Source organism: Bdellovibrio reynosensis (genome assembly GCF_022814725.1).
In the GTDB taxonomy this organism is placed as follows: domain Bacteria; phylum Bdellovibrionota; class Bdellovibrionia; order Bdellovibrionales; family Bdellovibrionaceae; genus Bdellovibrio; species Bdellovibrio reynosensis.
The window spans coordinates 3,157,415-3,181,023 of the sequence record NZ_CP093442.1 but is presented as its reverse complement, the minus strand read 5'-3'; the positions used below and the strand labels follow the sequence as shown (position 1 = coordinate 3,181,023).

16 protein-coding genes and 1 pseudogene are annotated in these 23,609 nt (G+C 43.8%); 9 read left to right on the top strand and 8 right to left on the bottom strand.

Annotation, left to right across the window (positions count from 1 at the left end; genetic code table 11):
• The first annotated feature begins 131 nt into the window (after positions 1 to 131).
• The 3 genes and pseudogenes from MNR06_RS14935 to MNR06_RS14925 form a co-directional block, all read left to right on the top strand.
• Complete coding sequence (locus tag MNR06_RS14935; protein ID WP_243537212.1) at positions 132 to 4,382, top strand: tail fiber domain-containing protein; 4,251 nt, start codon at positions 132 to 134, stop codon at positions 4,380 to 4,382.
• A 65-nt stretch (positions 4,383 to 4,447) separates the two neighbouring features.
• Entirely contained in the window at positions 4,448 to 8,089 is a 3,642-nt protein-coding gene (locus tag MNR06_RS14930; protein WP_243537211.1) for a tail fiber domain-containing protein, read from the top strand.
• Positions 8,090 to 8,224: 135 nt separating this feature from the next.
• Positions 8,225 to 9,580, top strand: a pseudogene (locus MNR06_RS14925) (tail fiber domain-containing protein); the annotation flags it as partial.
• A gap of 286 nt (positions 9,581 to 9,866) precedes the next feature.
• Here the strand turns inward: MNR06_RS14925 and MNR06_RS14920 are convergent.
• Positions 9,867 to 10,925, bottom strand: a complete 1,059-nt coding sequence (locus MNR06_RS14920) for an HNH endonuclease (RefSeq protein WP_243537210.1) — start codon at positions 10,923 to 10,925, stop codon at positions 9,867 to 9,869.
• Positions 10,926 to 11,323: 398 nt separating this feature from the next.
• Complete coding sequence (locus MNR06_RS14915) at positions 11,324 to 11,512, bottom strand: hypothetical protein (RefSeq protein WP_243537209.1); 189 nt, start codon at positions 11,510 to 11,512, stop codon at positions 11,324 to 11,326.
• 622 nt (positions 11,513 to 12,134) lie between these two features.
• Between MNR06_RS14915 and MNR06_RS14910 the strand changes: the two genes are divergently transcribed.
• The 5 genes from MNR06_RS14910 to rfaE2 are packed head-to-tail and all read left to right on the top strand — an operon-like array spanning position 12,135 to position 15,891.
• Positions 12,135 to 12,953 carry a hypothetical protein gene (locus MNR06_RS14910; protein ID WP_243537208.1) on the top strand — a complete coding sequence of 273 codons (819 nt, stop codon included), beginning with the start codon at positions 12,135 to 12,137 and terminating at the stop codon, positions 12,951 to 12,953.
• Positions 12,946 to 13,851, top strand: a complete 906-nt coding sequence (locus MNR06_RS14905) for a 50S ribosomal protein L11 methyltransferase (RefSeq protein ID WP_243537206.1) — start codon at positions 12,946 to 12,948, stop codon at positions 13,849 to 13,851. Before MNR06_RS14910 ends, MNR06_RS14905 begins: the two co-directional genes overlap by 8 nt.
• Positions 13,852 to 13,860: 9 nt before the next feature.
• Positions 13,861 to 14,622 (top strand): RsmE family RNA methyltransferase, encoded by a 762-nt coding sequence (locus MNR06_RS14900; RefSeq protein WP_243537204.1) that lies wholly within the window; start codon positions 13,861 to 13,863, stop codon positions 14,620 to 14,622.
• A gap of 43 nt (positions 14,623 to 14,665) precedes the next feature.
• Entirely contained in the window at positions 14,666 to 15,418 is a 753-nt protein-coding gene (locus MNR06_RS14895) for an RDD family protein (RefSeq protein ID WP_243537202.1), read from the top strand.
• Between the two features lie 5 nt (positions 15,419 to 15,423).
• A complete protein-coding gene (gene rfaE2 / locus MNR06_RS14890) occupies positions 15,424 to 15,891 on the top strand; it encodes a D-glycero-beta-D-manno-heptose 1-phosphate adenylyltransferase (RefSeq protein ID WP_243537201.1) in 468 nt (155 codons plus the stop codon).
• Between the two features lie 20 nt (positions 15,892 to 15,911).
• Here the strand turns inward: rfaE2 and MNR06_RS14885 are convergent, their stop codons facing one another.
• A complete protein-coding gene (locus MNR06_RS14885) occupies positions 15,912 to 16,712 on the bottom strand; it encodes a hypothetical protein (protein WP_243537200.1) in 801 nt (266 codons plus the stop codon).
• Between the two features lie 209 nt (positions 16,713 to 16,921).
• Here MNR06_RS14885 and MNR06_RS14880 point away from each other — a divergent pair, with 209 nt between their 5' ends.
• Positions 16,922 to 18,274, top strand: coding sequence for a hypothetical protein (locus MNR06_RS14880; protein ID WP_243537199.1), 1,353 nt, complete (start codon positions 16,922 to 16,924; stop codon positions 18,272 to 18,274).
• A gap of 31 nt (positions 18,275 to 18,305) precedes the next feature.
• On the opposite strand, the gene MNR06_RS14875 is transcribed toward MNR06_RS14880, so the two are convergent.
• The 5 genes from MNR06_RS14875 to MNR06_RS14855 form a co-directional block, all read right to left on the bottom strand.
• Positions 18,306 to 19,091, bottom strand: coding sequence for a polyphosphate polymerase domain-containing protein (locus MNR06_RS14875; RefSeq protein WP_243537198.1), 786 nt, complete (start codon positions 19,089 to 19,091; stop codon positions 18,306 to 18,308).
• The gene (locus tag MNR06_RS14870; protein ID WP_243537197.1) at positions 19,088 to 20,242 is read right to left on the bottom strand and encodes a hypothetical protein; all 1,155 of its coding nucleotides are present in this window, start codon (positions 20,240 to 20,242) and stop codon (positions 19,088 to 19,090) included. Before MNR06_RS14870 ends, MNR06_RS14875 begins: the two co-directional genes overlap by 4 nt.
• Positions 20,239 to 22,017 carry an HlyD family secretion protein gene (locus MNR06_RS14865; protein WP_243537196.1) on the bottom strand — a complete coding sequence of 593 codons (1,779 nt, stop codon included), beginning with the start codon at positions 22,015 to 22,017 and terminating at the stop codon, positions 20,239 to 20,241. The genes MNR06_RS14870 and MNR06_RS14865 overlap by 4 nt, the downstream gene beginning before the upstream one ends.
• A 4-nt stretch (positions 22,018 to 22,021) precedes the next feature.
• Positions 22,022 to 22,705 (bottom strand): DUF4956 domain-containing protein, encoded by a 684-nt coding sequence (locus tag MNR06_RS14860; RefSeq protein ID WP_243537195.1) that lies wholly within the window; start codon positions 22,703 to 22,705, stop codon positions 22,022 to 22,024.
• A gap of 158 nt (positions 22,706 to 22,863) precedes the next feature.
• Positions 22,864 to 23,595: a hypothetical protein gene (locus MNR06_RS14855; protein ID WP_243537194.1), complete on the bottom strand. Its 732-nt coding sequence runs from the start codon at positions 23,593 to 23,595 to the stop codon at positions 22,864 to 22,866.
• Between the last annotated feature and the right edge of the window lie 14 nt (positions 23,596 to 23,609).

Here is a 23,609-nt window from a genome sequence, read left to right as displayed (position 1 = left end):
TTGCTTAGTTCTGGCTAGTTAACTCGTTTCATTCTGAGACGATTTTCTTACTTTTCTAAAGAGTTTGCTTAGTTAGACTCCATAAAACTCATGTTTTTGCCGATAAAATTAACATGAGAAATTGCACGTCTATGCTCTCAATTTTACTTCTAATATTTGCGCCGCAAACATTTGCTGCGCCCAACTCTCTGACCTATCAGGGTCGAATCGTAAAATCAGACGGCACACCTTTAGAGCATAACAACGTTAGTTTTCTTTTTGAGATCACAAGCCCTAATGGTTCTTGCGTCATTTATCGTGAACAAAAAAATGGCATCAACATGGCCAATAGCAAAGGTGTGTTTGATGTTCCAATTGGTACAGGAACAAAACTTTTCCCTCCGTCACCGACTGCTACTTTGTTAAGTGCCTTTGATAACTCTGCTGTTCAAGATTGTGGTGATGCCGATAACAATGTTGCTAGTACTTACACCCCTTCTGCTAGTCATACGCGTTTATTGCGCGTGCAATTCCACGATGGTACGGGTTGGAAGTTGATCAGCCCTGACAATGAAATTCGTTCAGTACCGTTTGCTGCTTATTCTTCTTCTGCTGAGACTGCAAAAAAAGCAGCTGATGCAGATACTTTAGGTACTCATCCTTTAGCTGACTTCGTTTTGAAATCTGGTGTTACCACTTGTGCAACTGGACAATATTTAACTTATGACGGAACTACTTTTGCCTGCCAAAACGATGCGGGTGGCGCGGGAATGGTTTCGGATGTTAACGTGACTGCCCCCCTTACTAAAGGTGGAACGACTTCAATCCCTGTGATTGGTATTTCAGTGGGCACTAGCGCTGGTACCGTAGCTGCTGGTAACGATGCTCGCTTTACAGATGCACGCGTTCCGATGGGAACAGCGGGTGGAGATCTGAGCGGTACTTATCCTAATCCATCTGTTGCAAAAATTCAGACGATCGCGGTTTCTGCCGTGGCTCCAACAAATGGTCAGTTCTTTAAATACAATGGTACAAACTGGATTGGTTCAGCTATTGCGATGTCAGATGTTACAAATCTGAGTGCTACTTTAGCTACTTACCAAACTACGGCTGCATTTAACTCTGCGGTTGGAAGTGCGAACTGTGCCGCTCACCAAACTCCTTATTGGAATTCTGTTTCTGGATCTTTTCAATGTCAGGCGATCAACGTTTCTATCGCTGGTGATGTGAGTGGTACCATTGGTGCGTCAGTTGTTGATAAGATTAAAGGCGTTGCTGTAGATACAACTGGTTTAACTTCTGGCCAAGTTCTTAAATATGATGGCACGAAGTGGGCGCCAGCAAATGATATCAATGCTGGCGGTACAGTAACAAACATCGCAACTGGAACAGGTCTAAGTGGTGGACCAATTACTTCGACAGGAACTATTTCACTTGCGAATACAGCGGTCACCCCAGCCGTATACGGCTCAACGACAGCAGTCGCTACCTTCACAGTTGATGCTCAAGGTCGCTTGACGGCGGCATCAAATGCGGCGATCGCTTTCCCTGTGACTTCGGTTGCAACCAAGACTGGCGCTGTGACTTTGGATGTGGGCGATATTGGCAATGCTGCTTCTAAATATTTTACTTACAGACCTAACAACGTGGCTTGTACTGATGGACAAGTTATGAAGTGGGTTACTGCAAACTCTCGTTGGGAGTGTGCTTCGGATACGGATACTTCTTCTGGTGGTACTGTTACAAGTATCGCTACGGGCACAGGTCTAAGTGGTGGCCCGATTTCCACTACTGGCACTATTTCTTTAGCTAACACGGCTGTGACTGCAGGCTCTTACACCCGCGCTTCAATCACAGTAGACGCTCAAGGGCGTTTAACTGCTGCAAGCAATGGTGCTGCGATCAGTTTAACCGCAGATGTGACTGGAACTTTACCTATTGCAAATGGTGGCACTGGTCAAACAACTGCGACTGCGGCGTTTAATGCGCTTTCTCCGTTAACGACGAAGGGTGATTTAGTCACTCGTGATGGAACTAATAACATTCGTTTACCGGTGGGAACAAATGGTCAGGTTTTATCTGCGAACTCTGCGCAAGCTTCGGGCCTTCAGTGGATAACTCCGACTAATGGAACAGTAACTAGTGTTACTGGGACTGCTCCGATCGTGGTAGCTACAGGCACTACGACTCCTGCCATTTCAATTGATGATGCAACAGCATCAACCAAAGGTGCTGTTCAAGTGGGTGCTGGTATTGCCGTGACATCTGGAACTATCAGTGCGGATCCAGCAAACTTCCCTTCTGCTGTTCCGGTTACAAAGGGTGGTACTGGTGTTACTTCGTTTACTGCTAACAGATTGCTGGCGTCTAACGGAACTGGCACTGCTTTAACCTATTTCAATTGTCCTGTGGGTCAGATTATCACGTTTGATGCTTCTGGCATTATGGGATGTTCTTCGCTCACTACAGCTGGCGTTTTTGTAAATGGTGGTAATAGTTTTGGTGCTTCATCCTCTTTAGGAAATAATGACAACTATGATCTGTCGATTAAAACAAACAGCCTTACGCGTATCACAGTCAAGGGCTCGGGTAACGTAGGAATTAGCAACTCTTCAGCGCCGCACAAACTAAGCGTTGGTGGAGGTATCTTCTTACAACCGACTCCACCAACTCCTACAACTAATATGAGTACTACAACCGACATCGGTGTTCACTTGAACGCTGATAGTGATGCTGGCGGTCTTGCATTGGTTGATTACGGTTCAAATCGTAAAGACTTAGCTCTTTATTTCGGTGACGATGCTGCAGATAACTTACGCTTCATGAGTTTTAATTCAAATAACGGTTGGGTGCCTGAAGATCGAATGATCATCACGAACGCAGGTTATGTAGGTATTAATACGACGACGCCAACAAAAGTTCTAGATGTAAAAGGTGATGCTCAGTTTGGTTCAAATTCCGCGACAAGTTCAAATATTATCTTGTCACCAAGTGGTGCTGCTCAAGGTACAATTCGATTAACTACGGATGCTAACGCCAACTATCTGCAGTCGGGCCTTGATTCTTCTGTCAATAGTGCGAAAGACCTTCGCTTCGGTCCTGCATTTTCATCGACTCCGTGGATGACGATTGCCGGTTCTACTGGAAATGTTGGTATTGGTATTACGAATCCTGGTAAACTTTTAAATATTCAAAAAGACCAAGCAGCTGACACTGCTATCTTATTAAAAAATGCCAGCACAGCAGACAATGCTATGGCTGCTGTGGATGTGGAAAGTGACGCAGCCGGCGTTCAGTTAGCGGTCTATGGAACTGGTGCAACTGGTAACTGGGGCGCAAGCTCAATTCCTAAAGCAGATTCAGCAGTGCTAAGAACTTACACTGGGTCTCCCGTTGCGAATTTTGGCATCGGTACTGGAAGTGCTAACCCCGTTCATTTGATCACATCAGACAGTCCTCGCCTTACCGTCACTGGTGCAGGTGATGTGGGTATCGGAACGACTACAACCAATTCTAAGTTTGATGTACTGACCGGCAGCACATTCACTAACCTCGGAGCTGGTGGTGCGGCACAATTTAGAAGTTCCGCTTCTGCTAACGCAGACTACATGGGTACTGGTTGGTTGGCAGAAGATCTTTGGGGCCTCATGGTCGGCGATGGGGCGACTTATCGCAATTTAGTTTTGCAACCTTGGGGTGGTAGAGTTGGTATTGGTACGGGAACGACGGCACCTGGAACTACGTTAACTGTAAATGGTAGCGCCCAGATTGACGGTGGTGCTAACTTCATTCTTCACGCATCTTCTAGCACAACTACCGACGCTGGAGACATCGTATTTAATAACTACGACAATTCCCAGATTGCGCGCATCTGGACCAATGGTGGCGGAACCCAATCTATCCAGTTTAGTGCTGGTACAGACACTACACCGGAATTCACTATTAACAGTAGCGGTGCTGCGACCTTAACAGGAACTTTGACTCAGAACTCGGACCGTCGTTTGAAAAAAGATATTCAGACTATTCCTGATGCCTTAAGAAAGATCTCTTCTGTTGATGGTGTGACTTATCACTGGAAAGATTCCAAGAAAGAAAAAGAACTGCAGATGGGTCTTATCGCTCAACAAGTTGAAGCGGTATTCCCTGAAGCTGTTAAGACCGATGATAAAGGTATTAAGTCCGTTGCTTACCAAAACTTAGTGGCTCCGATCATCAATGCGATAAAAGAGCTCTATACTTTTGTATTAAGTAACGATCAAAAACACGACCGCGAAATTGCTTCATTGAAGTCTGAGAACGCACAGCTTGAAAACAAGGTGGATGCGCTTTCCAAACAAAACGAAGAGTTGCGCTCTGCTGTTTGTGAGATCAATCCTAAAGCCAAGATCTGCGTCTCAAGATAAGACTGCAGGTCTTCGCTCAAGTTCACTCCCCTAAATATTTGTCTAAATATTCCGATAAGTTGGATATGAGAAGCTGTACGTACATGATCTCATTTCTAATGGTTTTATTTTCAAGCTCAGTGCAAGCTTCGCCAAGTTCATTTACTTATCAAGGCCGCATCATCAAAACTGATGGCGAAGCTTTAGAATACAACAACGTAAGTTTTCTTTTTGAAATCACAAGTCCAAATGGCAACTGCGTGATCTATCGTGAACAGCGCGATGGCGTGAACATGCAAAACTCTAAAGGGATTTTTGATGTTCCAATTGGTTCAGGTACAAAGTTATTTCCGGCGGATCCTCTTTTTAGTTTATTAGATGCTTTTAACAACACACCTGTGCAAAATTGTTCGGGCGGTGCTACTTATACGCCTGCTGCCGGCGACACCCGTCTATTAAAAGTTCAGTTTCATGACGGCACTGGATGGAAAGTTATTTCTCCAGCCAATGAAATTCGTTCTGTTCCTTTTTCGGCTTACGCTCTTTCATCACAAAAACTTGGCACACGAACTGAAGATGACTTCGTTTTGAAATCTGGAGTTCCTGCTTGTGGTGCTTCGGAGTTTTTAAGTTTCAATGGTACAGCGTTAGTTTGTGCTCCTGTTACTGGGGCTTCAGGCGGGACTGTTACCAACGTCACTTCTGCTAATGCTTATCTTTCTGTGGCAAACGGTACTTCGACTCCTGCTTTAACTTTGAATGTTGGTACAGGGGCAAATACAGTCGCTGCGGGTAATGACTCACGCTTTACAGATTCAAGAACACCGACAGGTGCTGCAGGTGGAGATTTATCCGGAACCTATCCAAATCCAACCGTTGCGAAGATTCAAACCATCGCTATAGCTAGTGCTGCCCCATCCACTGGGCAATTCTTTAAGTACGATGGTTCGCAGTGGTTAGGTGCAGCGATTGCAATGTCTGACGTAACAAATCTAAGTGCTACTCTTGCGACTTACCACACGACTGCGGCATTTAATGCAGCTGTTGGAAGCGGAAACTGTGCGGCTCACCAAACGCCCTATTGGAATTCTGTTTCTGGTTCCTTCCAATGTCAGGCGATCAACGTTTCTTTAGCTGGTGACGTAAGTGGAACTATTGGGGCTTCGGTTGTTGATAAGATTAAAGGTGTTACGGTTGATACAAGTGGTTTAGCTGCTGGTCAGATTCTTAAATACGATGGAACGAAGTGGGCTCCAGCTTCTGATAACAATTCTGGAACTGTTACTAACATAGCCACTGGCACTGGTTTGACGGGTGGTCCTATTACCACAACGGGTACTATTTCCTTAGCAAACACAGCAGTGACTCCCGCCGTATATGGATCAACGACGGCAGTTGGCACTTTCACAGTGGACGCTCAAGGTCGTTTGACTGCGGCTTCTAATGCTGCCATCGCCTTTCCGGTAACTTCTGTTGCTACTAAAACTGGTGCTGTCACTTTGGATTATGGAGATATCAACAGTGCTGCTTCCAAATATTTAACTTACAGACCCAACAACGTCGCTTGTTCGGATAATCAAGTGATGAAGTGGGTGAATGCGAATTCTCGTTGGGAGTGCGCGAATGATACAGACACCAACTCTGGCGGCACGGTCACTAGCGTTGCCACTGGTACGGGTTTAAGCGGTGGTACTATTACTTCAACTGGTACTATTTCTTTAGCGAACACTGCTGTGACTGCAGGCTCTTATACTCGCGCTTCTATCACAGTCGATGCTCAAGGTCGTTTGACTGCAGCCAGCAGCGGCGCTGCGATCGGGTTAGCGACTGCTGACGTCACTGGGACTTTGCCGATTACTAATGGTGGTACAGGTCAGACATCAGCTGTTGCTGCATTCAATGGTTTATCTCCGTTAACTACTAAAGGCGATATTGTTGTTAACGACGGTACGAACGATATTCGGTTGCCTGTTGGTTCTAACGGTCAGGTTTTGTCAGCCGCTTCTGGGCAATCTTCTGGTTTGCAATGGGTGACCCCAACGAATGGCACCGTGACAAATGTTACTGGTACTGCACCGATCGTAGTTGCTACGGGAACTACGACCCCAGCAATTTCCATTAGTGATGCAACTACCGGAGCTAAAGGTGCTGTGCAAGTGGGGGCCGGTATTGCGGTTTCTTCGGGTACAATCAGTGCTGATCCAGCGAACTTCCCTTCTGCTGTTCCTGTAGCTAAAGGTGGTACGGGTGTTACTTCAATCACTGCCAATCGCTTGGTCGCTTCTGATGGCACTGGTGCCACGCTGATTCCATTTACCTGCGCAACTGGTCAATTAATTACGTTTGATGGCACAGGCATCATGGGTTGCACTACGTATGCTTCGTCGAGTTTGTTCACTAATGGTGGCAATACTTTAGGAGCGGCCGTTACGTTAGGCACTACCGATGCATTCAGCTTAGGATTTAAAACTAATAATTCGACGCGTGCTACGGTCACCTCTGGTGGTAACTTTGGTATCAACACTACGACGCCGCAAAGTAAACTGAGTGTTAGCGCTGACGACTATCTGAATACGGCTTTAAGTGTTAACACTGGTCTAAGAGGAATTACCGTGATGGGTTCTGCGAGCGACGTCGTTGGTATGGCGATTTGGGATCGCGACAATTCTTCTGCGACGACTAACGATGGTGACGGACTTATCTATTGGGGTGACGATGCCGGTGAAAACTTGCGTTTCGGTAGCTTCATGAATAATGCTGCCATCACTGAGCACATGAGAATCCAGGCAGATGGTAACGTGGGTATTGGTACAACAGCTCCTCTTGGTAAATTAGTTGTAAATAGCTCTAGTTTCACGAATTTTATCGTTCATACGACTGGCACCACTTCTGATGGTGATATCTGGAGTTCAAACCCAACCGGAGCTTGGCGCATCCATGGAGATCAGGATGATAGCAATAACTTCCGCGTCTCTTATTGGACGGCACCTTCTGGTATGGGTGGTACTGTTTCCACATCCCCATTTAAAATGAGTACCGGCGGTCTGACGACAATTTCAACTTCCGCAGTAGGTACTGATTTTCTGGTAGACGCCACAAACAGTCAGGGTGAAATCAAACTTAAGTCCACGGGTGATTTAGTCTACACAGGACAGAATGCTTCGTCGATGGCTCACCTTATTGGTCTATACCCTGGGTGGGACACGGCTGCTGTATATATCGGTGGTTACCACAATGGTAACAACGCCAGCTTAACCACAACGAAAGTAGTTTTCGGTACTGCCTCTTCAGGCTTGTACTTACCTACTTATGCGGCTTCATTTAACGTGTCTTCAGATATACGCTGGAAAAAAGATATTAGTCTGATTCCAGATTCATTGAACAAAATTTCGCAACTAAATGGTTATAACTACCGCTGGAAAAACAAAAAAGATCAAAAAGTTGATTTAGGGGTCATCGCGCAAGAAGTGGAACAACAATTCCCTGAAGCTGTGAACACTGACAAAGATGGTTTTAAGACTGTAAACTATCCTGGTTTGATTGCTCCAGTGATTAATGCGATTAAAGAACTTTACGCTAAGTATTTGGCACAAGATCAAAAGCTTGAGCAGATGCAATCTAAGATGGAAAGTTTAGAATCTAAGATGACTAAACTTATCGAGCAGAACGAGGATCTTCGTCGTCAGAACGAGGAACTGCTGAAAAGAAGTCCAGCTTCGCATAAATAAATCTCAAACTGAGACGACGGCCAATAAAAAATTAATTTAAAATCCTAAGTGTTTTGATTTTTTACTCTGGGGAACTTACCGCAATAAGCCGATAAGATACACATGAGAAACTGCACGTCTATTCTCTCAATTGTGATGATATTACTTGGCTTTACCTTTGTTGAAGCTTCACCAAAGACATTCACTTATCAAGGTCGAATTATCAAATCTGATGGAACGCCATTAGAGTACAACAACGTCAGTTTTATTTTTGAAATTACTAATCCCAACGGCACTTGCGTTATTTACCGTGAACAAAAAGACGGTATCAACATGGTGAACTCTTCTGGGGTATTTGATGTACCAATTGGTTCAGGCACTAAGCTTTTCCCTGCGGATCCTTTTTATACTTTGTTAGATGCTTTTAATAACTCTGATACCCATGATTGCGTCGGCGGTGCGACTTATACATCTGTCGCAGGCGATGTGCGTTTGTTGAAAGTGCAGTTTCATGATGGCGTAGGTTGGAAAGTTATTTCTCCGTCTAATGAAATCCGCACGGTACCTTTTGCAGCTTATGCTAATTCAGCAGAGCGCTTGGGTACTAAAACGGAAAATGATTTTGTTTTAAAAACTGGTGTTCCAACGTGTACTGCTTCTGAGTTTTTAAGTTTCAACGGAACTGCTTTAGTGTGTGCTCCGGTAACTGGAGCTTCTGGTGGTACCGTTACGAATGTAACTTCCGCTAATGCTTATCTTTCTGTAGCGAATGGAACCTCGACACCTGCTTTGACTTTGAATGTTGGTACGGCTGCAAACACAGTGGCTGCAGGTAACGACTCTCGTTTTACTGATGCGCGCACACCAACAGGTTCTGCTGCTGGTGATTTAAGTGGAACTTATCCAAACCCTTCAGTTGCAAAGCTTCAAGGCGTGGCTGTATCAGCAGTAGCTCCAACTTCTGGGCATTTCCTAAAGTACAACGGCACTGACTGGCTCAGTTCAGCTGTGGCCATTGGTGATGTTTCAAGTCTTAGTGCTACTCTTGCTACTTTTCAGACAACTTCTGCATTTAATACAGCTGTTGGCAGCGCTAACTGTGCTGCACATCAGACGCCATATTGGAATTCTGTTTCAGGATCTTTTCAATGTCAGGCAATCAACGTTTCATTAGCGGGTGATGTAAGCGGAACGATTGGCGCTTCGGTAGTTGATAAAATTAAGGGTGTTGCAGTTGATACAACGGGTTTAGCTTCAGGGAACGTTCTTAAATTTGACGGAACTAAGTGGGCTCCAGCAGCTGACAGTAATGCTGGTGGTACCGTTACTAACATCGCAACTGGCACTGGATTAAGCGGCGGACCGATTACTTCAACTGGAACAATTTCATTAGCAAACACGGCGGTAACTCCAGCAGTATATGGTTCAACGACAGCAGTTGGTACCTTCACGGTGGATGCTCAAGGTCGTTTGACTGCGGCATCAAATGCAGCGATTGCATTCCCGGTAACAAATCAATCAATCAATCAATCAATCAATCAATCAATCAATCAATCAATCAAGCAAGCAAGCAAGCAAGCAAGCATAACCCATCTATCTATTAGCTATCTAACTAACCAACTATCTATCTATCTATCTATCTAACTAACCAACTATCTATCTATCTATCTATCTATCTATCTATCTATCTATCTATCTATCTATCTATCTATCTATCTATCCATCTAACTAACTAACTAACTATTAACCCAAAAAAGGAAGAACAATTCATCCGCAAAATAGACTCTTATAAGCTTCCTTACTTAAACCTAACTCCAATTTCCGCTCTATATTTTCCACGATTATGCTGAGAACAAAGCAACTGAAGATTCTGTAAACTATTGCCCCCGCCAGCCCATTTCGAAGATCTATGGTCGACCTGCAAAGCAAATGAACTTCCACACTTCTTCCCTGTCTTTAAATCCACATACTGACAACATCTGTCTCGCTCGAAAATCAAACGACGCATTTTTGGCGTCACCGATTTCCTTTCCACCACCGCATCGGTAGTAAGTATTGCAGACTTGGAATGTGTTTGCGCCTTGCTGGATTTGGCTGCCGCAGCTCTAACAATACTTTGACTAGTTTTATTTGATGCGATCAGCTTCGACTGTTCATTCTGTTCGCCATCTATAATTAATTCAGCTTGAGGAACTAAATTAGTCTTAGAGATTTCTTTTGGTTTCTTAAATTTATCATCCAAATACTGATTTGCTAAGAATTCGATAACTTCAGGGATAGATACCGAACCATTCCCCTGCAAAAGCATATGCGCAGCTAAATCTTTGCATTGCATGAGCTTTTCGTATTGCTCTTTGGATAATGTTAATTCCAATCTAACAGATTCATCTTTTTGCACTCTTCGTGAATCGATTTCCTTAATTGGCAGATTAAGCTTCCTTGAAAGTTCATGCTGAGTTTCCTGAGTCGTTTTACCAGATACCATCTCAATCAGTTCGTGCTTTTGGAATGACATGACCTTTTCGCCACTGATCTTTTCTTTTTCTTTGATAGCACGGGAAAGCTCACCGATTTGAGAAAGGTTTAATGATCCTTCCTGAATGCGCTCAGCAACTTGAGGAACATCGCGGAGAAGTCGCGCCGCCTCAAGTCTACGCATAGCAGCCGAACCTGAGTAATGAAGCTCCTTAGTCAGATATTCGTAGATAGAAGAATAAGCCTTTCCAAGGTAAAGCTTACGCGAATCCACTTCCCGAATGTGTTCCAAGATCACATGCAAAAGTTTGCGCTCCTTCTGCACCAAATCTTTCAAACGAGCTTCTAATTCATTATTCGATAAATGCGATAGTGGATTCATACTTTCTCCTTTGAATGAGAAAGATATATCACGGGTTTTTAATCGTAATTTCTTAGACTGTTCGATCCATTCTTTAAAATGCCATTAAAGCTCTAAAACTGCTTTATAGAATGAGATCGGTGCGTGTGATTCGATTTTTTTATTTTGCTGGAATATCGCCAAACACAACGAATGTTAAAGCAAAGAAAATCTCGTCAACTAAATCACACATGACAATTCGGACATGACAAGATGAGCAACCGATGCGGAAGTAAATCGGCATCTACTAGCGAAGCAGAATCAGATGGGAGTAGCGGATTGATAGATAAACTCTTTAATAGCGAACCTATTTTCTTGTTTCATTGTTTCATTGTTTCATTGTTTCATTATCTCTTTCGTTTTTATTCTTTGTTCTATGTTCATTGTTCTATGTTCTTTTTTTCTTTCCTTTTCCTCCTTTTCTTCCTTTTCTTCCTTTCTTCCTTTCTTCCTTTTCTTCCTTTCTTCCTTTTCTTCCTTTTCTTTCCCTTTTCTACCTTTCCTTTTCCTCCTTTTCCTCCTTTTCTTCCTTTCTTCCTTTTCTTCCTTGTCTTCCTTTTCTTTCCCATTTCTACCTTTCCTTTCCTTTTCTACCTTTCCTTTCCTTTTCTACCTTTCCTTTCCTTTTCTACCTTTCCTTTCCTTTTCTACCTTTCCTTTCCTTTCCTTTCCTTTCCTTTCCTTTCCTTTCCTTTCCTTTCCTTTCCTTTCCTTTCCTTTCCTTTCCTTTCCTTTCCTTCTCTTCTTTTTCTTCTCTTCTCTTCTTTTTCTTCTCGTCTGCTTTCGTTCTACGTCTGCGTTCCGCTTTTCTCTTTCACTTTCTTTGTTTATGTTTATTTCTTTTCATTCTTTTTTATTCTTTCCTCTCGAATTCGGTTTCATCTCTTTTTATTGCGATGGAACCCATATCTATCTATCTATCTATCTATCTATCTATCTATCTATCTATTCCCAGATCTCCCCTCTCCACCTACCCCAGACCAAGGGCCGCTCAAAAGTAGTCAGATGCAAGGCGGAGGACCTTGGGCGCAACGGAGGCGTAGCAGCGCTACGGCGGAGAGCAGCCCAAGGTCCGACAACGCAGTCAGCAGGCTGCTTTTCAGCGGCCCGCCCTTTAGTTTCATAATGAGAATCCCGATAGAGAGACTGATCCACTAGAACTTTGAAGATAACCATGGAAGGGTTTCTCAAATGATTTTACTTTTCACTCTATTCATAGGGTTGTTCCATCAAGCCGCAAGCGCTGCAGACATCACGGTTGTTGATGTGCGCAGAAATATTACTTTGGCTGAAGACGATCCGGTTTATAAAGATTTTTACATTAATGCGGGACCAGGCTCAGGCCTTAAAAAGAATCTCGTCGTTACCGCAGTTCGCAAAATAAATATTCGCGATGCCAGCGGAGCAAGTGCAGTTGGGGAAATATTAGTCCCTGTCGGCCAGCTAAAAATCATTGCGGTTTATGATCGAGTTGCAGTTGCGCGAGAGTTCACTCTGCTTTCAAGAGACGAACTTCCAATGCTTGAACAAACCGGCATCATGAGTGGCGATCGCATCGACCTGCAAGGTGCCTTCATCGACACTTCAAAACCAAAATATAAAAAGAAAGTCGCTGAAGTTGAGATTGGAACTTTGACTACTACAGTTGCGATGGTGACAAGGCCCGTTTCGGATTCAGTATCTGATGCCGCTTTCCTAACCGCACCGATGGTTGCATCGGGTTCAACGGCGACAACAACGGCTACCGCCTCAACCAACTCAACAGTAACCAATCCTCAGGCTACAGCACCAACTAGTTCAGCGGCAGCACCTGCAACCGCTGCTCCCCTGCCTACTCCGACAGCAGTTGCACCCACCGAAATCCCCGTCACCGTGGCAAACCCTGTAGAATCTGCAAACAGCCACGCAACAGAAGCTTTAAAGCCCACACCCGTAGCAAGCGCAGATGCGAAGACTATGGAATCACTTGAAAAAACGGCGGTTTCGAGTAACAACACTCAGCATGAGTGATAATTCTTATTTCCGCGTTCGTTTAAGCCAGGTCCCAGCCGACCTTGAAGACATCATTACCACACACTGTTTCGAATCTGGAGCTTCGGGAGTCACCGAGGCTCTTCATTTTACCCAGCCAGATCTTACTTACGATCCCACGATCTTGCATGTGCGCAGCCACGAAATGGATGTTTTCTTTCAAGAAACTCCGTCGCAAGAATTTTTCGATGGTCTTAAAAACCTTGATGCCCAAATCCGTTGGACCATCAACGAAGAAGAAAACAAAGACTGGTTAGCAGAGTGGAAAAAAGGCTTTAAACCTTTCAAACTTGTTGGCGACTTCTGGGTTGTTCCGTCATGGCTGACTCCCCCACCAGAATGCAAACACGCCATCTATATCGATCCAGGCATGGCATTCGGTACTGGTACCCACGCCACAACGCAAATGATGGCTTTCTTCATTCATAAACTTGCAGAGAAATATCCAAAGCAAATCGCTGACTGGGCTTTACTTGATGTGGGCACTGGAACTGCCATCTTAGCAATGCTTGCGCAAATGAGCGGCTTCGGCTTAGTAACAGGAATCGAAATCGATCCTGAAGCTCGTCGCGTAGCTCGCGATAACGTAAAATTGAACAAGCTTAACGACATCGACGTTCCTGAAACGCAAATCGAAGACATGCGCCAACAATACGATGTGGTTGTTGCCAATATCATCGATGGTGTCTTGATCAATATCAAAAAAGACCTGATGAAGGTTCTAAGACCCGGCGGTCACATGCTTCTAACTGGAATTTTAGAGGAGCGTGACAATCACTTCTTTGAAAAATTCATCGAAGGCTCTGGCCTTACAGTGATTCGCCGTCTTGAAAAAGACGAATGGGTTGGTTACTGGGTTCAATCAAAAGCAGATTAGAGCAGAACTATGAGAAGATATTGGATCGAAAAGAAAGACCTTTTCCAAGATCAGGTGAATTTCACGGGCGATGTGTTTCATCACATCTTTGATGTCTGTCGCCAAGATGTCGGTTCAAAATTCGAAGTGCTAACTGAAGACAGCAAGGCTTTCTTCGTTGAAGTGACTCAAGTAACTAAAAAATCTGCGACAGCGCGAATTTTAGAAGAACGCACAATTCCCGCACTGAAAACCCCCCATTTGCATTTGGCCCTTTCCATTTCTCGCTTCCCGGTGATGGATTCCATCATGGAAAAAGCTGTAGAGATGGGAGTAAAAAGCATTCAGCCGTTCTTTTCTGAATTCAGTTTCGTTCGAAAAGACGAAAAGATTTCCGCTAACAAAACTGAACGCTGGGATAAGATCGTTCGCTCTGCAACCCAACAAACCGGTCGCGGCGATTTGATGAAAATCCACCCGGCCATTACCTTTGATAAGCTATCAACCTTGATTAACCCAAACGAAGGGCACGTGGGTCTATTTGCTTATGAGGGTTCATCGACTCTAAGCATCAAAGAATACGTCAGCACAATTCGTGGGCAGTTCCCTCAAGGGATCAAAGATATTTGGGTTATAGTCGGCAGCGAAGGCGGTTTTTCGCACAAAGAAGTCGAAGAACTGACCAAACTAGGCCTTCATCCAGTCACCCTGGGGCCTCAAGTTTTGCGAGTTGAAACGGCTTGCATGGTCCTGGTCTCCGTCCTAAAATACGACTTTGATCTGATGTGTTGATACCTCGGCTTCGGCCTAGGTTCAAAGTTAGAAAGGACAAGGAATGGATCCCTTTGAAGAGTTTGAATTTAAGCCCCTCACGGATGGTTTGGGTTTCCACAAAAAGAAAACTCCTGCTCCTGAAAAACAAAGCACACCTATTCTTAAAGATCAGGGTTTAGAACTAATTGAGGAAACAGATCCTTTACGTTCTCCACTTCCACGCAAAAACCGTAACACTCAACTTCCCGCAACTCCGGGTGGTTTGACTGAAGTTGGTGGAGACGGAACGGCAGCGGTTGATGAAATCTTAAAGACACTGCAAAAGAACCGCCGTTTGGATTTCGACAAAGGTGTTTCTGAAAAGCCTTCTCAAGCAAAAGCTAAAACTGAATTCAAACCCACGACATGGAGTTTCTCTGCAGCAATGCTAGATACCATGTTGGTGGTAGCAGCAAGCTTGCTTTGCATGATCATTCTTTTGGTAGTTACTAAAGTTGATTTGATCGGCAACCTTTCAAACCCTGACGCTCAAGGTATGATCTACCTTTCAACAGCAGCTATGTTTGCGATGGTGACTTTCATCTATCTAACGCTGAATCGCATGTACATCGGCTGCACTCCGGGCGAGTGGGCTTTTGATCAAAGAATTGGTAAGCCTGAAGAATTAAACAAGGCCTCTTATTCTTTGAAAGTCGTAGCAAGATCTTTGGTCGTGATTGTAACCGGATTTATTGTGTTACCGGTTCTTTCAGCTATCTTAGGTCAAGACATCGCGGGAACCATCAGTGGGGCCCGTCTTTATAAGAAAGCTTAATTCCCATGGGGCAAGTTAAAACATCTGATACTATCGAATCCACACTTGCCCCTCTTCGCGCCCAAGGCAAAAAAATCGTTTTCACAAATGGCTGCTTTGATCTACTTCACGTAGGTCACGTTAGATACCTGCAAGAGGCTCACTCTTTAGGCGATGTCTTGGTTGTTGGCGTGAATTCAGATGCCAGCGTGAAGCGTTTAAAAGGTCCAACCAGACCTGTGCAGAATGAAAGCGACAGAGCGGAAATTCTAGCTGCTTTGGGAGCTGTTCAATTTACCGTGATCTTCACCGAAGATACTCCAGCGAGTCTTATTGAAAAAGTTCGTCCTGATATTTTAGTAAAAGGCGGCGACTGGAAAATCGATCAGATCGTAGGCGCCCCTTTTGTTATGTCTTACGGTGGTAAAGTGATGAGCTTGCAGTTCGTCGACGGAAAGTCCACCACCAAGATCATCGAAAAAGCCCAGCAATAGCCGGACTTTTGAAGTAATTGCTACGGACAAATCACATCTCGTTCAGCTCTAGTGATGGAATACTTCACTAACGGTTTAAACGCCTTTAACCTATTACGAATCGTTGTAAAGCCACTAGAATTACCGTCGGTGTTTTGCACCCAATAGGCATCGGCTTTTGCATCACTCCAACCACAGAATTGCTTAAGCGCCATTCCGGAAATCAAGCCCGAAGAATGCCATCCATTCCAACAGTGAGCATAGATCGGTCCATCCAAGCGTCCTTTGATTCGTTCATAGATCATGCGCAGAATTTTTTCGTTTTCACCATAAGCTGCGTATTGTTTGTAACTGAGCTTTTGATCTTGATGGGACGTATTTTTACAGCTTACTGCCTTCGGGGCTTTTTCAAAGTTTTCTGAATAAAGATAAATCGCCGTCGAAAAATCCTCTTTACAAAGATTTGTTAAACCCACTGTTGGCAGTGGATTTGTGTTACTGCGGGCTCCGACATCTAAATAGGTATTATTAGCACCGCCTCTGTAAAGCACGCCATGCAAAACCACCCTGAAATTACGAGTGCCGTAAAGATCGCCACTGCCGCCACCACGGTTATCAGTTACTTTTTCATTTAAGGTTTCTAGGGTGTAGCGGGTTTTATATTTATGCACTTCCGCTTCAAGATTGAAACCAGCTACAGGAGGATCTAACGAGATACCTTGGTTAGAGTTGCCTGAATCCAAACCTAAGTTTGTGATCGTTGCATCGGCACAGGCAAGCAACTGTGAGGTTAATAACAGGACTACTACGCTTTTTAAGTTTGATAGTTTCTGATTAAGCATCCGTTGATTGTGCTTTCGTCTGCAGCTCTACACAAGACTTCTAGACTCATAACTGTCAAATGCGAGTGAAAGCCGTTTATCAACTGGATTTATGTCTTTTCATTTTACAAAAATTCCGCACATTTTATTTCAGTCCACATAGGGAATTTCGCTGAGGTTGTCTTCATATAAGTTTCTTTTTCTAATAGGAAGCTTGAAGGGGGAATATCATGAATCTATGTGCCGTTTCAGTCTTAAGCTCTATGACTCTTATTAGTTCGTTCGCCATGGCGATTTCCTTAGGGAACTTCGAAGGTGAATCACGCAAAGAATTTAAATCACCGCGCAATTTAACAGAATTATGCGTGATCGGAAAAAAATGGCCAGGAGCAGACTACAGAACTGAAGATCAAAAAAAAGAAGGCACCTTATGTGGTTATGATTTCTATACCAACATGGGTGTTTGTCCTAAATACAACTCGACGAATCCTGCTATTCTTTTGCTTGAACCCAATGCCCAATACACGAAACAGCAGATTGATGCCTCTAATTGCGATGTCAAAAAAATGGGCGTGAAAACAGAAGCGAAGTTTAAGCAAAGTATCACTTGCTCTTACACTCCTGCGATTCTTGCCTATTATCATCTTTCAAGAATATTTGGAAATGCCGGGCGGGTTCCCCCAGCAGTTATCAGAACCATGGATATCACTATTCATAAAAGACTGACTGATAAAGCCATCAATACTTTACAAGGCACCAACAATCCCATCTTAGCTTCGTGGGAAAAAGTTTTAGAAGTACACCAAAGCCCCCGCTTCTTTCCAGCCGTAGTTGATGCGCAAGCGACCCAGTTCTATGGAGCCTTAAGCGACAATCCTAAAAATGAAGAACAGTATGTGGATGTAAGTGGTGTCGGAAAGTACGACACTCGTTACGAGCGCTTTATGAATCAAGATCCTTTTAAACGTCTTATTAGCTCCGCATCCGTAAGCCAAATGGTTGGGACGACTGATTTTGCCCAAGTGGCGCAAACAGCTCTGCAACTGAAAGACGTTTCTGACATGATTTTGATGGATACACTTTTAAACCAGCAAGACCGTATCGGAAATATCCACTATAAGTTCTTCTGGTATTACATCGATCCCGTTGCAAAAAAAGTTGTAAGACAAAAATCAGACGCTAAATGGGTGAACGATGTGATTCAGGTTCCTGAACAAGAAACATCAGCCATGGCCGGCAAGAAAGCAGCGCTAGTAAAAGAAATGCTACTTAAAGATAACGACTGCGGTGTTACTAAAACCAATATGATGAAAAAATATAAAGTTTTAGAGCAAATTCGCCATATGAGCTTCCACACCTACAAAAAGTTTATGGCTTTTGAACAAGCTCTTTCAACCCCTGCGGGACAAGACTATTTTGTTAAAGAGCTTTTGTTTTCACCGTCAGAATTTAGACATCTGCAAAGAAATGCAGCGGAAGCAAAACAGATCCTGAAAACAAAGTGTCAGGCCAATCAATTGCGCTTTGATGTCGACCTTGAACTTTACGTACCAGGTGCGGCGGCCCCAGCACCAAGCTGTTAAAACGAAAAAAGGGAGCTTTCAAGCTCCCTTTTTATCTATACAAAGTCCCGGCGGCCATAACCTCCGGAATCGTATAGTGAGTCAGCATAGAGTTCCCAAACTTAGAAAAGGACCCCCGCTGCAATTGAAACTTCCTAATTAAGTCCACGATCCAGTATGGAATTTTCTTTTCGCATTTCAACTCTAAAACCACATTTTTCCCAGGCTCTTCAAAGATATCAGGATGGTCGTAGTTGCACATCATCTTATCATCGGGTTTCACGTTCCATTCAAACATTTCCTGGTATCTTAAAGACATATCAAACGTCACCCGGGCATAATCATCCACCTCTGACAAATAGGCCTTACGCTTATACTGAGTTAAAATAACGGGCCCCACGTTGTAGGTCATTTTCATAAACAAAAACTCTTCCAGGTTGTCGACGGACATTCCCTCTAGATTTTCAGGAATAAGTCCATACTCCAAAATGTCTTGCCAGTTTTCACACGTGACCTTAGCCCTCTTTTTACGCACGAACTCGCGCAGCTTGTATTTAATTTCAAAAAAATAAGGCGGCTTTAGACCTTCTCCATAGGAACGAACCCGCATATTAAAATGAAAGGCTTCCGCGGTTTCCTTAGAACGTAAAATATAAAGCGACGGTGAATCTAAATAAAGACTATTGATTTTGTAGCACTTATCCGGCGCGATCTCAGAAAAATAATCCATTTTACAGTAGGCTTCGACGTATTTTGAAATCGGCTCGACCATATCCGGAGAAATCAAATACTTCAGTTCGTATCTTTCAAGATTTAACGGCGAAACTTGAATGCTCATAAAGCCGCCTGCAGTGATTTTTCTAAATAATTCTTTTCAGGATTTTTAACTAAAAGTTCGCTTTCCAATAGATAGTCTAAATAGAGATAACAGATTTCTTGATGCTTATTCAAAAGATCAATTTGCTCTTGTTCCATCGCGATTTTTCGTTCGATGTTAGCAAGGGGGTCTAAACTCCCCACCTTCAGCTCGGATAATTTGCTTTCGTTTTTATAAAGCTCAATCAAGTTTAAGATCTGCACCTTCAGATTTTGCAGCTGATCGCCTGCTTCTTCCGCTTCTTTCTGTTTTAAAGCGCGCTTTAAAAGCAGATCGTTTTGCTTTTGTTTCGCTAAAACGTCGTGGCCCAGGGTTGGAATTTGAAAAGTCACACCAATTTTATACTGATCTTCTTCGTCTTTGCTTACATGGGCGACGTCAAAACTTTTCACCCACTGCCGTTCGCGGCCCTTGACGATGGCAAGCTCTTCGCTCATCAACTTAATTTCTTGGTCTGACAGCTTTTTAGATAAGGATTCTGATTCCGTGGGATTGGTTTGTAACACTTGGCCAATCTCTTCAACGCTCACTAAGTTATAAGAGGTCAGTCCGGAAGAATCAGTTTCCTTCACCCAGGTTTTAAGTTTTTTCTCTAGCTGACTCTGTTCCTGCTGCAATCCGCTTTGATAGCGTTTCAATTTATAAAGCTCATTTTGGGCGCTAAGATAGTTTTTAGACGTCGCTTTGCCTGCGCGTAAAGAAAGGTTCTGAGCTTTAAGGTAGCCATCGGATAATCGCAGCGCCTCTGCGACCCTCTCTAATTTCCGGCGATTCAGTTCATACTGCAAAATCACACTGTAACGATTCTTCAAGGCCCAACCAAGACTTGAAGCCTTTAATAAGTTCTTTTGATTTTCATGGCCGTTGCCGATTTTCCATTCAGGGTAGGATTTAAACTGAAACTTCACTTCCGTTTCAAAAGAGCTTTTAGAATCTTCCCGTTCATCTGTAAAAGAAACTTCCACCGCTTTAAACGGGTTTTTAGAGCTCGTTGATTGCACCTCATCTAAAGCCATATAGGTTTTTTCTGTCCAAGCAGATTTTAATACTTGGTCAGGAGTGACTGCTTCAGCCACAGAGGCGCAAAAAAGGATCAAGCACAAAAAACTCATTCCACCCTCAAAGAATCCGGCATCGCTAGGGAAATAAATTTGCTTCCCTTTTTTTGATCAAACACACCAAAAAGCTCCCCCGTCGGCGGATAAATCGTCAGACCTTCAAGACCTTTGGTTTTAAATTCTTCAACCAGTTCTGCTTTTGTTTCACCCGGCTTTAACCTCCAGATGGCACTGCACTTTTCTTCGCGGCAAGAACTTGAAATAAAAATGGTATCTTCAGCAAAGATCATGTCAGAGTGGTACGCACCGCTATGATCAGTTCCCGCCGATGCGGTAAACTGAACCGCCACAGAAAGATCGCCGTTAGCAATCTTTCCCGTCTCTAAAAGGTCTTCAAGATTTTTGATCTTTAGAATCACACCTTCGTTATTCGAAAATTGGGGGCGTTTCAACAACAAGAACAGCTCATTGCCTTTTACCGCATGGCCTTCTACCTCTAGATCGCTTTCTTGGGTCCCTTGGGCAGCGGCGTAAAGTTTATTTAGAACAACATCTTTTGATTTCTTCGACGCTTCCAAAAGGGCCAAGCGCAGATCGATTTTTCTTTCGGCTGTGAACGTCAAACCACTTCGTTGAACCTTCACAAAAAGTTGTCTGGTTTTCTTCAGTTTATTTTTCTTAGTCCCTGAAAGACTTGAAAGAAGGTAAATATCAGAACCTTGTTGAGAAATAGATTCAATGTCCTCCATTTTATCCAAGTTCAAGATTGGCAACATTTGTTCCGTCACTTCCCCGCGGGAGTTCATTAACAACAGATGTGGCACATCCCCCGGGTAATCATCAGATACCAGTGCAAACTGATGAATTTCTGGCAGATAAGCAACCCCCGAAATTTCTGGAATGAATTCTTCACGAACACTTGGCGGAAAAGTAATATCTTGAACTGGTTTATGCTGAATCTCGATCCCGGTATCAGCTTCAGCTTGGGCGGTACTAAATAAAGAAATTCCCCAAGATTTACGAACAGTGACTTTTTCACCTAAAAGAAACTTATTTTCATCTGGAATCTTAACGACGACTTCACGACCCCAAGCAGGCAAAGTCTGAATACGCAACAACCGCTCTGGGATGGGAACGATGCGAGCACCTACGCTAGTGACCTTGCCTTGAACTGTCAGGCCCGAACTTGAATACACATTAACCGTTTGCCCAACTTCTACCATAGATTGCAGGTTTTCATTCACATAACCGTTCACATAGCTTGGATTCAATGGAACTAAGGTCAACAGCGTGGCAAAGGAAGGGGCCTTTTCGCCATCTTTAAAATTCACAGTACCGACGGATCCTTCAACCTCAGCAAAAACAAAAAGATTGCGCATGCGCCGCTCAATAACTTCAATTTCTCGTTTCGTATCGATGATGTCGACTTGCAAGGGGTCCGAACCCGCCGGCAAACGGGTCACATCTTTTGTCAGTAAGGAAATTTCTTGGCGCAGTTTATATTCTGCTAATAAACGGTCCATGCGGGATTTTAAAACCCGCAGTTGCATATCAAGGTCCGCCTGACTGAGCTCAATTAGCAAATCGCCTTTTTTAACAACTTGGTTTTGTTGGACGTGAACTCTTTTAATTTCCACAGGATTGCTAAAGTTCACCTGATATTCCCGGGATTCGGCTACCCCCAGTATACTGACCGGTTCTGTGCCTAAATATAAGCCCAGGCTTAGGACCGCAATAACGGCGCCACTCCAAAAGAAAAATAAAAACTTGTTGTCAGCACCAACGACGTCAAAAAAGAAAGAATGAATCAAGCTTTTGAGGGTTTTCATTTTTTTACACCTCAATCACTGATTCTTGGTTCATGAAATTCAAACCGCGAACTGTGTGCACTTTTCCAAGCTCTTCGATCAACTGCGCGGAATTAGCCTGGGGTTTCAAACGGACTTGGTACGAAAAATCCAAACGCTCCCCCTGTCCCATTTCACGAATAGTCGCTAAGGCAAAGTGGCGGCATTTGTTTTCTAAAACAGATTCAATCGCGCGTTGATGATCCGGAGACCGCTCTAGATTAAAGCGCAAAAGTCCATCAAATTGAGGCCCCGATGCGAATGAAGAGCCGTTTAGAACAAGCAAAGCCAAAACAAAACAAGCTGTTCCCAAAATAGCCACACCATAAGCGTTCACTCCGCTAGCAAGGCCCACCGCTAAGGAAGCAAAGATAAAGAACATGTCCCTTGGATCTTTTACGTTGGTTCTAAATCGAAGAAGCGAAAGCGCACCAATCATACCTATGCCGCGCGCCACATTGTCGCCAATGGCCTGCATCGCGATGGCAATCACAATGGGAAGTAAAACTAAGCCATGAAGAAAATTGATTGAATAAGACAATCCCCGAAACGTCTTCACGTAAAGCATCGCCAATACCGTTCCTAAGATGAAACTTAGTAAAAACGCGTAAATCACAGAGATCCACGTTGGATTGGCAAACGATGAATTTAGAACAGAAAAGTCCAACATAAAGCCTCCCTAGACCGCTAAGGCGTATCTATTTTGGATCATGCAGAGGCGATAACAATGATTTTCAGGATTTTGTTAAGATGGATTGTCTTTCGACAACCCACCCTTACACTAGGGAAAACTTTGTAATTCGAAATATAACAATCATCTTTTGTTTGTCAGAAACGGAAGCCCAATTTGGTGGAATAGATTGAATCTGAGTAACGATCAATCTCTAGTGCCACAAAGAAACGAGCGATATCAAAGCTTACACCGAACACCGTGTGATTTTCAGTTTCGTCTTGTTCGACGGTCTGTGCATCGTCTGTGATTCCATCAGCGCCACCGATAAATTTTCCGATAGCTCGAACCCTGCCACCGCCAAAATATATAGCGACGTTGTCCATGGATACCGTTGCCACTAGATCCGTCCCGATGGTCGAAATATTTATAAGGTTAGAAAAGTTCGCACCACCCGTATACAGAATGGCCGTAAGACTTAAAGGAAAAAACTTAGCCTCATAAAAACCCCAGCGAAGCTGTCCCCCGAAGGCTTGAACTTTTTCGGACTGCAAAGAGGGAGTGAAATACAAATGAGTATCAACGTTATAATAAAGGCCCTTACCGAAAGTCAGAGTGTAGTAGTTAAGTTCTCCACGGTCCGTGGTTTTGGTACCTAAGCGGGCCAAATCTTCGATGGGGATAAATTCCGAAGAAAGTCCCACTTCGATCCCCGAATACCCACCTAGCGGATAAGGGTTGTTCAGAATCTTAGAAGCCGAGCCAAAGCCTAAAATCTGTAAGGCGCGAATACGGTCTATATCGTCTAAGCCCCTAGGTAAGGTCGTCGCTGCCCAAGTAATATTGGAAAAAAAGATCAGGAATAAAGCGGCATATTTTAAAGAAAACATCAGAAATATTCTGA

Bases quoted from the DNA above. Each gene is read 5' to 3' on its own strand.
- MNR06_RS14935 (WP_243537212.1), top strand. From the start codon at position 132: ATGCTCTCAATTTTACTTCTAATATTTGCGCCGCAAACATTTGCTGCG.
- MNR06_RS14930 (WP_243537211.1), top strand. From the start codon at position 4,448: ATGAGAAGCTGTACGTACATGATCTCATTTCTAATGGTTTTATTTTCA.
- MNR06_RS14920 (WP_243537210.1), bottom strand. From the start codon at position 10,925: ATGAATCCACTATCGCATTTATCGAATAATGAATTAGAAGCTCGTTTG.
- MNR06_RS14915 (WP_243537209.1), bottom strand. From the start codon at position 11,512: ATGGGAAAGAAAAGGAAGACAAGGAAGAAAAGGAAGAAAGGAAGAAAA.
- MNR06_RS14910 (WP_243537208.1), top strand. From the start codon at position 12,135: ATGATTTTACTTTTCACTCTATTCATAGGGTTGTTCCATCAAGCCGCA.
- MNR06_RS14905 (WP_243537206.1), top strand. From the start codon at position 12,946: ATGAGTGATAATTCTTATTTCCGCGTTCGTTTAAGCCAGGTCCCAGCC.
- MNR06_RS14900 (WP_243537204.1), top strand. From the start codon at position 13,861: ATGAGAAGATATTGGATCGAAAAGAAAGACCTTTTCCAAGATCAGGTG.
- MNR06_RS14895 (WP_243537202.1), top strand. From the start codon at position 14,666: ATGGATCCCTTTGAAGAGTTTGAATTTAAGCCCCTCACGGATGGTTTG.
- rfaE2 (WP_243537201.1), top strand. From the start codon at position 15,424: ATGGGGCAAGTTAAAACATCTGATACTATCGAATCCACACTTGCCCCT.
- MNR06_RS14885 (WP_243537200.1), bottom strand. From the start codon at position 16,712: ATGCTTAATCAGAAACTATCAAACTTAAAAAGCGTAGTAGTCCTGTTA.
- MNR06_RS14880 (WP_243537199.1), top strand. From the start codon at position 16,922: ATGAATCTATGTGCCGTTTCAGTCTTAAGCTCTATGACTCTTATTAGT.
- MNR06_RS14875 (WP_243537198.1), bottom strand. From the start codon at position 19,091: ATGAGCATTCAAGTTTCGCCGTTAAATCTTGAAAGATACGAACTGAAG.
- MNR06_RS14870 (WP_243537197.1), bottom strand. From the start codon at position 20,242: ATGAGTTTTTTGTGCTTGATCCTTTTTTGCGCCTCTGTGGCTGAAGCA.
- MNR06_RS14865 (WP_243537196.1), bottom strand. From the start codon at position 22,017: ATGAAAACCCTCAAAAGCTTGATTCATTCTTTCTTTTTTGACGTCGTT.
- MNR06_RS14860 (WP_243537195.1), bottom strand. From the start codon at position 22,705: ATGTTGGACTTTTCTGTTCTAAATTCATCGTTTGCCAATCCAACGTGG.
- MNR06_RS14855 (WP_243537194.1), bottom strand. From the start codon at position 23,595: ATGTTTTCTTTAAAATATGCCGCTTTATTCCTGATCTTTTTTTCCAAT.